The 13,618-nt window shown below is 45.1% G+C and carries 6 protein-coding genes and 2 tRNA genes; 5 read left to right on the top strand and 3 right to left on the bottom strand.

The features are described 5' to 3' along the window. Positions 1-144: 144 nt before the first annotated feature. Together DB520_RS19670 and DB520_RS19665 are read left to right on the top strand one after the other, a co-directional pair. Positions 145-219 (top strand) — tRNA-Val (locus DB520_RS19670). Between the two features lie 66 nt (positions 220-285). Next, positions 286-361 (top strand) — tRNA-Lys (locus tag DB520_RS19665). 281 nt (positions 362-642) lie between these two features. On the opposite strand, the gene DB520_RS19660 is transcribed toward DB520_RS19665, so the two are convergent. Both DB520_RS19660 and DB520_RS19655 read right to left on the bottom strand, forming a co-directional pair. Then, positions 643-1,986, bottom strand: coding sequence for a Gfo/Idh/MocA family protein (locus DB520_RS19660; RefSeq protein ID WP_114751482.1), 1,344 nt, complete (start codon positions 1,984-1,986; stop codon positions 643-645). 441 nt (positions 1,987-2,427) lie between these two features. Beyond that, positions 2,428-4,965 (bottom strand): phosphocholine-specific phospholipase C, encoded by a 2,538-nt coding sequence (locus DB520_RS19655; RefSeq protein WP_114751481.1) that lies wholly within the window; start codon positions 4,963-4,965, stop codon positions 2,428-2,430. Positions 4,966-5,707: 742 nt separating this feature from the next. Here DB520_RS19655 and DB520_RS19645 point away from each other — a divergent pair. The 3 genes from DB520_RS19645 (at position 5,708) to DB520_RS19635 (ending at position 12,201) form a co-directional block, all read left to right on the top strand. Continuing rightward, entirely contained in the window at positions 5,708-8,809 is a 3,102-nt protein-coding gene (locus tag DB520_RS19645) for a SusC/RagA family TonB-linked outer membrane protein (protein WP_232835066.1), read from the top strand. Positions 8,810-8,821: 12 nt separating this feature from the next. Continuing rightward, positions 8,822-10,525, top strand: a complete 1,704-nt coding sequence (locus DB520_RS19640; RefSeq protein WP_114751479.1) for a RagB/SusD family nutrient uptake outer membrane protein — start codon at positions 8,822-8,824, stop codon at positions 10,523-10,525. 383 nt (positions 10,526-10,908) lie between these two features. Further along, complete coding sequence (locus tag DB520_RS19635) at positions 10,909-12,201, top strand: aminopeptidase P N-terminal domain-containing protein (protein WP_114751478.1); 1,293 nt, start codon at positions 10,909-10,911, stop codon at positions 12,199-12,201. Here DB520_RS19635 and hemN read toward each other — a convergent pair whose 3' ends face one another. Further along, positions 12,202-13,554, bottom strand: a complete 1,353-nt coding sequence (gene hemN, locus DB520_RS19630; RefSeq protein ID WP_114751477.1) for an oxygen-independent coproporphyrinogen III oxidase — start codon at positions 13,552-13,554, stop codon at positions 12,202-12,204. Between the last annotated feature and the right edge of the window lie 64 nt (positions 13,555-13,618).

Raw genomic sequence — 13,618 nt, 5'->3', positions numbered from 1 at the left:
ATTGAGTTAAAATTTAATCCTACATTTGCAATCCTGTTTGCGGCTAGTTATTCGCCTAAATTATGGGAGTCTAGCTCAGTTGGCTCAGAGCATCCTGACTTTTCAGTCAGGAGGGTCGGGATTCGAGTTAGCGAATAAACAAATGGGAGTTTAGCTCAGTTGGTTCAGAGCATCTGCCTTACAAGCAGAGGGTCGGGGGTTCGAATCCCTCAACTCCCACGGATTAAAACCCTAAATATTGAGAGATAGGTAGGGTTTTTTGTTTTTTTGGGGACTGCGTCATTTGAGTTTAGCCCAGTTGGTTCAGAGCATCCTGACTTTTCAGTCAGGAGGGTCGGGGGTTCGAATCCCTCAACTCCCACAGTTGTTTTCAGGTAAATTTTTTGAAACGGCTTTTCTTTGAGGATTTCATGCTTTCATTCCGTCAACTGAACCCTCCATGGTATGAATCCTTCAGCTCACGGTTTTCTTTAAATGTCCCGTGAAAAGTTTCCCCTTTTGTCCGTTACGAGAGTATTTCACCCCACGGCGGCCTCGATTTACATGCCACGTTCGTCACGAAGGAGAGTCCTATCTTTGCTCCCACCACTTGCTCCTAATTCCTGATTGATTTTAATAATGAATTGTGAGACCAGTTTAAGATCACGCCTTCTTCGCCATAGGCTTAAGAGAGGTCAAGTCCGCGATTTTTATGATTTTCCCGGTTTCTATGCTGTTCCTGGCGGCAATTCCTATCAAGGCTGACATGGCTCCGTCCCTGGAACCTGCAGATTGTTTGTAAAGGTCCGGACTATCAGGGTTCCTGAAGATTTTATTCTTCAGTCTGGGGTCCGAACCCCCGTGCCCTCCTGATTGGGGGATCACCTGAATGGTATTCACATTTCCGAAAAGGTTGGTAATGGTGATTTCCTGATAGGGGGGTACACCTGTCGGCATAGAAGACTTAATCCAGGCGTCCAACCTGCCCTTGGTCCCGTTTATGGCAACCCTGAATCCTTCGTAGGGAGAGAAGGCTGTAAGGGAGTAACTTACGGGTACCCCATTTGCATATCGGTATTGAACCGCCATGGTATCATAAATATCGATTTCTTTGCGGAACACACACCCATCGCGTAGGTAGCCATCATGGTTTTCATGGTCCACATAGAGTTCCATGGCCCGCCTATCCTTGGTAATGTCCCAATAGAAATCACAATTCGATTGATGGGGACAGGTCCTACAGTGAGAATGGTTGATGGAACTGTTTTTTAGCCCGTAAAAATCAAGGGAACCATATGCATAAACCTCTTCCGGTTCCGAATCCATCCAATAATTAAGGGTATCGAAATGATGCGTGGCTTTATGGACCAAGAGCGTGCCCCCGAATTCTTTTTCCCCATGCCACCTTCTAAAATAACTCGCCCCATGACTGGTGTCCAGGTACCAGTTCAGGTTCACGGATTTGATGTCCCCAATCTCACCGTTGCGGAGCAATTCCCAAATTTGCTGCACATAAGGGGTATAGCGCATGTTGAAAGTGACAATCACTTTGTTTCCTGTCCTTTCCTCGGCATCAAAAATGGCTTGGCATTTTTGCTCGTCAGTGGTCATGGGTTTTTCGGAAATCACAGTCAGGCCAGCTTCCAGTCCTTTGATGATGAATTCATGGTGGGTGGAGTCCGTGGTGGTGACGATCAGTGTGTCCGGCTTGGTTTCCTTGATCATTTTGTCAAAATCCGTATAAACTGGGCAAGAAACCTTCATTTGTTCCTTTGCATACGCCACCCTCCCAGGGTTAATATCACAAAGACCGACAAACTCAATGATGTCATGGTAAGCCTCCTGTACCGAAGAACCCCACATGCCTATCCCCCTGCTACCAGTCCCCACTAAAGCCAGCCTTTTTTTAGCTTGGTGGAACCCATAAGCTGCCAGTGGGGATAAAAAAGATGAGGCTGCCAATAATCCCGTGTTTTGGATAAATTTCCTGCGATTTAGGGTTTCCATAATTCTGTTTTTAAATGTCATTTTATTTTCTTTCTGTTAGGTCCAGTTCAGCCTTACTTTTCATATGATTATAGTTTGCTTTTTATAGGCCATATGGAATCTCACAATTATAATCATCCCTCCGTATGTCGCTTGCGTCATGCCCTGACTGCCGTCAGGACAGGCTCGATTTCATCTGTTTATAATTTGTTTTTCAGCGGTCAGATGGAATGCCCAGATTAATCATCCCCCTGTGTGAGAATACTTTCTCATGGGCATTTCATATGATTATAATTTGTTTTTTAAAGGCCATATGGAATCTCGCAGTCTATAATCATCCCAGTGTGTGACGTGCTCGTCATGCCCTGACTGCCGTCAGGACAGGCTCGATTTCATCCCTCTGACAATCTAAATAGACTTTCCAGCTTATGTAGAAGGCACCAACCCTAAGCAGCGGGAAAGTCAAACCTTTAGCTCTAAAATGCTAGCCAATTCCCTGCCCATATATGGATCCGTTTTGGAGGGATATCCCGTCTCTACCCTTCCGGCAAACCGCTGAAGGAAGTGCTTGTTTTCCTCGATCCTCACTGAAAGGTCGTACCAGTTATGGCTATTCCCAAGGTCTATGGACAGGCTTTTTTCTTCTCTTCCCTTAAGGGTTAGCTTTTTTCCTCCCATACCATAGGCATTGTCCTGTACCATACAGTTAAGGGAGGTTTTTCCGTGATTCCTGAATTGAAGATTAATATGTGCTTTTTCGGCTGCAATTCGCTTTCTCGCATAGGTAAGTTGGATTTCCAATTCGGGAGAAAAGGACTTACCCCTGAATGTCCTAAAAAAGCCATTGGGGCCATACACCTCTAAGTCATACAAACCTTCGGGAAATGTTTCCAATGGCCATTGGTAAGCCAATACATCACCGGCTTTTACGGCAAATGAAAAAGTTCCTTGTTCACTTATTAGGTTAGCGGCATACACCTGGAAGGGTGCACCCAGGGCTTTGTTCCCAAACCATTCAGTAGAGGCGTGAAAACGAATTTCGGCTTGATTACCCGTGTTCTTCATTCCTCCATGCACCTCCAACTGGTAGGCTAATGCATTGGAGGGCTTGGTTCCCGGTTCTTGCTTGGGCAGGAAAGGGGATTGGGCCGGGTTTAGGTTAGTTTGTCGAATTGCTTCTGTGTTAAGGGGCTGGAAGTTTTCAGGCAAGTCCTTAAAACTGGCATTGTAGATACTTTTGACGTGTTCCTCCTTTTGCACAAAAGCAGGGAGGTCCATTTTTTCCCCGTTATAGGGTCGAAATACCGAGGTCAGGTCTCCACTGATCCCCCTTCTCCATTCACTGATATTGGTTTCTTTGATGGGCTTACCTGTTTTTTTGGAGAGCCATTTTTCCAAAAACATGATGGAAGAGGTGATATCAAAAACCTCCGAATTCACATACCCTCCTCTGGACCAAGGGGAGGCCACCACCAGGGGAACCCTATAGCCAAGCCCCACTGGGCTTTCCCGCGCATTTTTAGGATCCATACCTGGGGTGTCCAATTCCTGCTGCAAGGTTACATATTCACCCGTGGCATCCAATCCTATCGAAGATTTACCGGAACCGGGATCCCCTGGTTTTGGGGGTACAAATGGTGGTACATGGTCAAAATAGCCATCGTTCTCATCGTAGTTTAGGATAAAGATGGTTTTTTTCCATAGCTCTGGGTTTTGGGTGAGGATGTCCAGCACTTCTGAAACATACCAGGCTCCATACCAAGGGGCGCTGGGGTGATCGGAAAATTTCTGGGGGGCAACCAGCCAGGATACCCTGGGCAGCTCTCCATTTTCCACATCTTTTCTAAATTGGTGCAGGATGTCCCCTTTGGGGATTTTAACTTCTCTTTTTTGGTTGTTTTCCTTGTAACTGAGCGTTTCGGTCTTATGGTAATCCGGATCTCCGGTGTTGATGGTAAATGCCCTTTGGTGAAGTTCCTTTTCCTTTTGGGTAAGTTTTTCAAAGTTATCAGGGCTCCATTTTTCCAGGTAGGCCTCAACGGATTGGAGCGCTTCCATTTTTTTTTCCAAAGATTCCAATAATCCTGTATCCTCTTTGTTTTTTTCCACTTTGGCCCTCAATTCCGCTAATTCCTGCATTTGTCTGGTATAGTTTGCCTTCACAAACCGGTAATGCCCTGGACTATGTCGGATCCGGAACTGCGTGAACCATTCCAGGTTATTATCCGTGAAGTTGGCCAGCAGTGATTCGTCTTCACCCTCCAGTTCAGTGCCCACACTTACCTCGTTTTGATACACCTTCCAGGAGATACCGTTGTCCTGGAGAAGTTCAGGGAAGGTTCTCCAATTCACCTCTTTATTATACCGAATATCGGAATTCCTTACTTTAGGTTTATCCCCTTTTTCCCCATGGGTTTTTCCTGCCCATAGGTAATTCCTGTTGGTGGTGGTGCCCGTGAGGGAGGCACAGAAATGCTGGTCACAGACGGTGAAGGCATCGGCAAGGGCATAATAGAAGGGAATATCCTCCCTTTCATAAAACCCCATGGTAAGCGGGACATGTTCGAATTCCTTTCTTCCCGACCGTTTTGCCTCAATCCACCCGTCGTACTTGCCGTCGTTTCTGGCATCCACCTGGTTTTCCCAGGAGTGGGGGATGTCCCTCATCCAGGTGGCCTTGGTTTCCTTGATATCCATTCTGAACGGAGTGTAGGTGTTGCTTTCCTTGTCACTTTGTAGCCAGACCAGGTTGCCGTTTGGCAGGTGTATTGCCCTGGGGTCGTTAAAACCCCTCACTCCCTTCAATTTCCCGAAGCAGTGGTCAAAAGAGCGGTTTTCCTGCATAAGAATAACCACCTGTTCTGCATCTTGGAAGGTGCTTCCCGGTGCGGGGTTAATGGCCATGGCTTTTTGTATAGAGGGAGGGAATCCCGCCCATAGGCTGCTGCCCCCTGCAAAAAGTGCCGCTTTTTTCAGGAATTCTCTTCTGGAATCTTTCATAGAGAAAATAGAAGTGTAAATGTCTTTCAAAATAAAACTAACCGTAAGATAAAACAATCCAATTGACATTAAAATAATGTTAATAGTTAAAGAATTGGGTTCCCTTCTACTCTTTTTCCAAAAATCACTGTTTGTTCGTCAAGGGGTTAATTTATTTGAAATTTTAAATTGCCTTTGAAAGTTGAAAAAAATTGCTAATTCCGCTCTTATATTTGATCTCGGTTACGGTCAATTCCTCTTCCCTAAGTAGGCGGAGTGCATTGTCAAATAAAGAAGCAATCCCGGTTGGAGGTCTCCAATTGGTTCGCTAATTAGGACACTTTAAATGTGGAGGAAAGTAGAATTTAACTAATCGTACCACAATTTTTCAAACTAAAAATTTTATACATACGAAACCATGGCAAATAAAATATAATTTCAAATTCCAGAAACCCGTCATTTTTTTTTATAAATTTTGACATCAAGTGTTTTTTTGCAGTATAATTTTTTCTAACATTAGCCCATGATTGTGGAAAAGACAACTGTTTATTTATTGACCCTCTTTTAAGAAACTCTAATTCTATACCCTTATGTGCAATCGATTCCATTTACCTTTAGAATGATTAATTATCCATAAATATAAAACCCATACATTTATACAATAAACAAATTGCCTATGGACAAATCCCCAGGTGTGAAGTGTGCACGTAGCTATCACACTTAATAAAAATAATTTATCAAATTACTTAGAAACCCAAAATTTATGAGTCAATTATTACCCAAACGTAAACAAGTGGGAGTAAAAAACATGCTTGCAGCATTTCTCTTGCTGGGATTTTGTTTTTCCACTTTGGTGGGCATGAGTGCTTCGGCAAACGAAACGGAAAAGGATCCGAAGCTAGTCAACTCAGCCGATTTTGCGACTGTCACAGGGACAGTTAAGGACGCTTCCGGGGAGCCCATTCCTGGAGCGACAATAATGGTGGAGGGCACTGGATCCGGTACTGCCACCGATATAGACGGAAATTTTTCCATTGAAGTGCCTGAAGATGGAGTTCTGGTTTTTTCTTTTATCGGTTATCAAACCAAGAAGGTAAATGTTGGAAGTCAAACCACTATTAACGTGACCTTGGATGAAGACATGTCTTCCCTGGAAGAAGTAGTGGTGGTGGGTTATGGTACCCAAGAAAAAAGGAATATTACTGGTGCTATTGCTTCACTAGATGAGAAATCCATCCGTGAGATGCCAGTTGCATCTGCCGTGGAGGCCATTCAGGGCCAGTTGGCAGGTGTAGATGTGGTTTCCAGTGGAGGAAGACCAGGTCAGGCACCTCAGATATTGATCAGGGGTAGGAGATCCATTTCAGCTTCCAATGATCCCCTTTATGTAATCGATGGTATTCCCCAGACCAGTGCCTCCTCGGCCATATTTGATATCAATCCTCAGGACATTACCTCTATGGAAGTCTTGAAGGATGCTGCCGCTACCGCCATCTATGGTTCCAGGGGTGCCAATGGTGTGGTAATTATTACAACTAAAAGGGGTGCTACAACTGGTGTAACTACTGTTTCTTACGATGGCTACTACGGTGTATCTAACACTACGAGCCGGGTAGACATGATGAACGGGGAGCAATTCGCTGCATTGAAGAGAGAGTCAAGAAGATGGGATCCCAACACAAGGGCTGCTCAATGGAATGGTGTGATTCCTCCAGATTCTGAAGTGTTCTTTGATCCCGTGGAGATCGAATCATTGAATGCAGGCCGTTCCACGGACTGGCTGGACCTGGTGTTGAAAAACGGGTACCAGACTAATCACCAGTTCAGTGTAAATGGGGGTAATGAAAAAACTCAATTCAATATATCGCTGGGCTATTTTGATGAGGAAGGTTTGATTGAAAACATGGATTATAAGAGGATAACCGCAAGAATCAACCTAGATCATAAAATCAGTGATATTTTTAAAGTCGGCACTTCTTTCCTTGCTTCCGATGTTGTTCAAAATTGGGGTTCTGGTTCGACTTTGGGCGAAGCCGTGTCCAACAGTCCCCTAGGCGTTCCATACAACGAGGATGGGAGTGTGAGGTTTTTACCCACCAATGATGGTATTCGTACCAACCCATTGAGCGAGATCGTACCAGGAGCTTACGTTGACGAGAGAAGGTTTACTAGGATCTTTGCTCCTGTTTACTTTGACGTAAATATCGCGGACGGATTGAAGTTCACAACCAATGCTGGCCCTGATATCCGTTTTCGAAGAAGGGGGTTGTTTAGAGCAAGTCAGACCAATGCCAATAGAGGGGGGCCAGCAGATGCCCAAATGGAGAATGAAATAGACATGGGCTACACCGTGGAAAACATCTTAAATTATAATAAGACGTTTGGTGAAATCCATAAATTTCAAGCCACTGCGCTTCAAAGTATCCAAGGCTTAAGGCATGAGCGGCAAATTAGTAGGGTTTCCAACCTTCCTTACGAATCCCAGCTATTTTATGATATGGGATCCGCAGAAGTAAGAAACAGTACAACCAGTAGATTGGAGGAATGGAGTCTTGCCTCCTATATGGGTAGGGTGAATTATGAATTGGCAGGTAAATACCTGTTTCAGGCTACCATGCGGGCAGACGGTTCTTCTCGGTTGGCAGCAGGCAGACAGTGGGCCTATTTCCCAGGTGCTTCCATAGGTTGGAGAATGATCGATGAAGGTTTTATGCAAGCTCAAAATTTAATAACAGAGCTTAAATTAAGGGCTTCATATGGACGAGTAGGCAACACTTCTGTAGATCCATATCAAACCTTAGGAAGACTGAGAAGAACGGTATATGCCTTTGGGGATACCCAAGCCCTGGGGTATGGGTTGGGAGAAATCCCTAATCCCGACTTGGGTTGGGAGATTTCCTCTACTGTTAATGCAGGTGTGGATTTTGGTCTATTTAATAATCAGTTAACGGGTTCTTTCGAATACTTTGTGACCAATACTACCGATATCCTTTTGGAGAGAAATCTACCGTTTACATCAGGTTATCAAAACATACTCCAGAACATTGGTGCTACCCGCTCCAGTGGTGTGGAATTGACCTTGAATGCCACTCCCGTAGATTCCCCAAAATTTAGGTGGGACATACAGTTTAACGTTTCCTCTTGGAATGAAGAGATTGTTGACCTGGTGTTGAGAGATGAACAAGGAAACTCCATTGATGATGTGGGTAACCAATGGTTTATAGGTCAACCCATTGAAGTGTTTTTTGATTATGAAAAAATAGGTATTTGGCAGGCTGATGAAGTTGATTTGGCTTTTGAAATGGATCAAAAACTTCCCGGTGAAATTAAGTTAAGGGATGTGGATGGAGATGGTGTAATCACCCCTGCAGATAGGGTGGTTTTGGGATCAGATGTCCCCAATTTTATGGGGGGAATCACCAACAGGTTCCAATTCGGCAATTTCGACTTTAGCGTGTTCTTCTTCTACAGAATAGGGCACATGGTCAGAAGCCGTTTCCATGACAGCAACAATGGGTTGTTTGGAAGGTACAACAACCTGAACGTTGACTATTGGACCATCGATAATCCCAGTAACGAGAACCCTAGGCCAAACGTAAATCAGGAATTCCCAAGGAATGGATCCACAAGGAGCTATTTTGACGGTAGTTTTGTGAAGTTAAGGAATGTGACAATGGGATATAACCTCCCCACACCTATTGCCAGTAAACTGTATATGAGTAGGGCAAGGGTTTATGTACAGGCTCAGAACCCTATTTTTTGGGCGAATTTCGATACTTGGGATCCAGAACTCGCCGGTGATATTGATTCTGGCACTGTTCCGTCCCCTCGTCAATTTATCCTAGGTGTAAATGTGTCATTCTAACTAGCAGCAATCATGAAAAAATACATAATAACGTTAGCCATAGTTGCCACAGCCTTTATGTCACAGTCTTGCGAAGACTACTTGGAGGAAAACTTGGTGACTGGCGTATCCGCTGGGACATTTTATACAACTCCTGCGGGCTTGGAAGCAGCAGTAAATGCCACCTATGCGGAAAACAAGTTTTTCTATGGGCCGGAAAGGGGGTTTTCAATGACCGTTTTCGGTACAGATGTTCATACCAATGGCGCCGACGGAAGCCATAAAATGCTCAATCTTTATGATGGGGCCCTCAATCCCACTCAAGGTTTTGTAAGAGATACCTGGAGGGATTTCTTTAGGGGCATTAACCAGGCAAATGCGGTGATCAATCGGTCCTCTGAAATTTCTGGGATGTCGGAAGAATTGATTACTACCAGGATTGCCGAAGTGAGGTTTCTCAGGGCCTTGTTCTACTTCAATTTGGTGAGGTTTTATGGGGATGTGCATTTAAGTTTGGAAGAAACCGAAGGAGTGGAAATCACAGCTAACCGGACGCCTGCTGAACAGATTTATTCGGAGGCCATCATTCCGGATTTGCAATTTGCCATTCAAACCCTTCCGGCTGCTCCAGGGGATTATATGAGGGCTTCCAGACCAGCGGCTGAGTTTCTGCTGGCGAAAGTATTTATGACCAGGGCCTATCAATCTTACGGAAATGGGAACAGTGATGCTCAAGAGGCAGAGCGTTTGATGACCAATGTGATTGATAATTACGGTTTCCAATTGCTAGAAGATCTTGCTGATCTTTGGGAAATTGACAATCAGCGAAATGCTGAGGTCGTTTGGTCTGTGCAGAACAACAAAAACCAGGTGGACGAAGGTATAGATAATCAAGGACATAGAGGTCACCTCTATTTCTTGATGGAATATGATGTGTTGCCGGGTATGGCCAGGGATACCGAGAACGGAAGGCCTTGGAAGCGGTTTAGGCCCACGGATTTTCACCTGGCGTTGTGGAATAGGGACATTGACTCCAGGTATGATAAAACCTACAAGCACGTATGGTTTTCAAACAATGAAGGGGGAATACCTACGTGGACACAAGCAGAAGCCGATGCAGGATATGTCGCTTCCAATAGGGTTGGTGAGAGGAAATTTGCGCTTGGGGACACAGCAGTGTATATCCCCGGCCCTGGTAAAGACCAGGAATGGACGGATCAAAGAAGATTAAGTGCACCTTATCGGGTGTTCACCAGAGCGCAATACGACGAAAGGTTCTACCCTACCCTGAACAAGTGGATTGACCCTACCAGGCCTAATAGGCAACATGAACAGGGACAAAGAGACCATCCCTTGATGAGGTTGGCGGATGCATATTTAATCCGTGCAGAGGCTAGGATAATGCAAGGCAACACCTCTGGTGCCGCTGATGATATCAATGTGATCCGCCGACGGGCAGCATGGCCAGGCATGGAAGCTCAAATGGAAATTTCTGCTGCTGATGCCACCCTGGATTTCCTTCTTGATGAAAGGGCCAGGGAGCTGGACGGTGAAGGCCATCGTTGGTTTGACCTTACCCGTACTGGAACATTGGTCCAAAGGGTGAGAGCCCACAACGTGGAAGCGGCGCCGAATATCCAGGATTTTCATATCCTCAGGCCTATACCATTGGATCAAATTGATCGTACTGATGGCGGTTATCGACAAAATTGTGGATATCCCGGTGCGGATTGCTAAAATTGAAAAAAGTAGTTAGGTAAGTTTAGATAATCTTTACTAACCCCCGGAGCCCAGCTTCGGGGGTTTTTATTTGGGGTGCCTTGCATGGTAACTGATTAGGAGATGAAAGTTTACTGTGGGGATTTATAACCGCCAACCACTAACCAATAGCAAGGGTGTTCGTCACAAGGTGGCATCTGAAGGGAACAGGAGGCAAAATTCCGTCCTGTACCGAAGGGTACTCAGGGTAGGGAGAGAGGACAGATACGGAAATAATCCCTATTTTCCTCGATTAAATGGCTTTCAAAGGTTGATAACTATGCCCTGCCCATCCCTCAAGAAGTACATTGGGGATTTCCATAGACAATTTACTACCTTTGCTTTTTTAAAACCCAACCATAATGAGATACCAAGCAGCAGATTCCAGCCTTTACATCAAAAACAGGAAGAAACTGGTGGATAAACTTTCCGCACAGGCACTGGCCGTTTTCCATTCCAACGACATTATGCCCACCAATGCGGACGGGACCATGCGTTTCCGCCAAAACAATGACCTTTTTTATCTCACCGGAATAGACCAAGAGGAAAGTATCCTGGTGCTTTGCCCCAATTTTCCCAAAAAGGAGATGCGTGAAATGTTGTTCATCCGTAAAACCGATGAACATATCGCCATTTGGGAGGGGCATAAATACACAAAGGAGGAGGCTTTTGCGGCTTCAGGAATTGAGCAAGTACTTTGGTTGGACGAATTTGAAGGCATATTTGCCCAGCTAATGGCACTCAGCAATGAGGTGTACCTTAATACCAACGAACACCTCAGGGCAGCGGTGAATGTGGAAACTCGGGATGCTCGTTTTATACAGCATTGCAAGAAGCGCTTTCCCCTCCATACTTATAGAAGGGTGGCCCCCTTGATGCACGAAATTCGCTCCATCAAGGAACCAGAGGAAATAACTCAGTTGCAGGTAGCATGTGATATTACGGAACAGGGCTTTCGCCGGATTCTGCAATTTGTCAAGCCTGGTGTGAGGGAATACGAAATTGAAGCCGAATACCAGCATGAATTCGTAAGGTCCGGAAGTAGGGGGTTTGCCTATGAACCCATCATTGCCTCAGGGGCCAATGCCTGCGTCCTGCATTATATTTCCAATGATCAGGTGTGTAAAGACGGTGACTTGCTCTTGTTTGATGTGGGGGCTGAATATGGCAATTATAATGCAGATATGAGCCGCACAATACCCGTAAACGGTAAATTCACCAAACGCCAAAGAGCCATCTATGATGCGGTGTTGCGGGTGCAAAGGGCGGCTTGTGATCTGCTAAAACCAGGGGTTACCATACAGGATTACCATGTAGAGGTGGGTAAAATCATGGAATCTGAATTGCTTAGTTTGGGTCTTTTGGACAAGGGGGATATCGCAAGCCAGGATCCAAAATCACCAGCCTACCGAAAATATTTTATGCATGGCACCTCACACCATCTTGGATTGGATGTCCATGATGTTGGCACCATGTATGATCCAGTGCAACCGGGAATGGTATTCACGGTGGAGCCGGGCATATATGTGAGAGAAGAAGGCATAGGTGTTCGGCTGGAAAACAATATCCTTATCCGTGAAAATGGGTTTACAGACCTTATGGCAAATATTCCCATCGAGGCAGAAGAAATCGAGGACTTGATGAATGGTTATTAATCAGATGGCCTTACTAAAAACCGGTTTTTCAAGTTGCTGTTGAAAATAGGGGTCCAGGGCCATACAGATGTTTCTTACAAAGGCTACTCCCTTATCCAAAATCCGGATGCCTTCCAGGTCAAAGGCAATAAGCCCTTCTTCCTCAAAGGTTTTCAGGGCATAGGCCCAATGAGGTTGGGAAAATGGGTCATACCCTGGTTCCCATTTGGCTTCATTATTACATATGAGGGACAGGATTGTGTTTTTCATTTTCAAATCTGTATTCGTAAGCCTGTGCCCTTTTATGAGTGGAGAAGTTCCTGCCACTATATGTTCTTTATAGCACTCTATTTTCTTTTCGTTTTGGGAATACCCCAAATAGACATCACTTATGGCACTGTTGCCTAAGCCAATCAATATCTTGGAGGGCATGGTAGTGTAGCCCATAAAATTACGGTGTAAGTTCCCGGCTACTTTGGCTACATTTAATGGGTCCTGCGGTAATGCAAAATGATCCATGCCTATTTCCAAATAACCCATCCCGGAAAGCAGCGACTTTCCTGTCTCGTACAGGGAACGCTTGGCCTCCTCGTTTGGCAAATGGGCCTCGAAACTTCTTTGAGCTGGAAAAACCGTAGGCAAATGGGCATAACTGTAAAAGGCAATGCGGTCTGGCCGGAGGCTAGCTACTTTTTCAAAGGTGTCCTTGATGGTGGATTGGGTTTGGTGGGGCAAGCCATAGATCAAATCAAAATTCACCGAAGTATATCCTATTTCCCTGGCTTGGCGAGTGGCCCTTTCTACATTTTCCAGAGGTTGAACCCTATGGATGGCTTTTTGCACTTTCTCGTCAAAATCCTGAATACCATAACTCACCCGTCGGAACCCCACCTCATAGAGGGCCTGTAGGTGGGATTTAGTGGTGTTATTTGGATGCCCCTCAAAACTAAATTCCGCATCAGGTGTAATCCTGGTGCTGTTTCTAATATGCCTGATCAGTATCTGGAGACTTTCAGGGGAGAAAAAGGTAGGTGTTCCACCCCCTAGGTGTATTCCGGAAAGCAGTGGCTTTTCGGGTAGAATCCTTAGGTAATTGTCCCATTCTTTCATTACGGTGGAAATATAAGGCAGCTCCACCTTGTGATTGGTTGTAATGCGCTTATTGCACCCGCAATAGGTGCATAGGCTTTCACAATAGGGGAGGTGAATATATAGCTGTATGCCTTCCCTATCCCCAAATTGACGATAGGCATCTTTTACAAGCTCATGCCAAGAGGTACCGTCAATTTGATTATCCCAAAATGGCACAGGGGGATAACTGGTATATCTCGGTGCAGGGACGTTATATTTTTTGATCAATATTTGGCTCTCCATGGTTGTATTCAAAAGGTTACAATTGCAAAGCTAGGTAGCTTGTAGTCTAAAATTCATGATGTCG

The organism is Pleomorphovibrio marinus (genome assembly GCF_003347495.1).
In the GTDB taxonomy this organism is placed as follows: domain Bacteria; phylum Bacteroidota; class Bacteroidia; order Cytophagales; family Cyclobacteriaceae; genus Pleomorphovibrio; species Pleomorphovibrio marinus.
This window is presented reverse-complemented; position numbering and strand designations above follow the sequence as displayed.

Excerpts from the sequence above, each read along its gene's own strand:
- DB520_RS19660 (WP_114751482.1), bottom strand. The coding sequence starts at position 1,986 with ATGGAAACCCTAAATCGCAGGAAATTTATCCAAAACACGGGATTATTG.
- DB520_RS19655 (WP_114751481.1), bottom strand. The coding sequence starts at position 4,965 with ATGAAAGATTCCAGAAGAGAATTCCTGAAAAAAGCGGCACTTTTTGCA.
- DB520_RS19645 (WP_232835066.1), top strand. The coding sequence starts at position 5,708 with ATGAGTCAATTATTACCCAAACGTAAACAAGTGGGAGTAAAAAACATG.
- DB520_RS19640 (WP_114751479.1), top strand. The coding sequence starts at position 8,822 with ATGAAAAAATACATAATAACGTTAGCCATAGTTGCCACAGCCTTTATG.
- DB520_RS19635 (WP_114751478.1), top strand. The coding sequence starts at position 10,909 with ATGAGATACCAAGCAGCAGATTCCAGCCTTTACATCAAAAACAGGAAG.
- hemN (WP_114751477.1), bottom strand. The coding sequence starts at position 13,554 with ATGGAGAGCCAAATATTGATCAAAAAATATAACGTCCCTGCACCGAGA.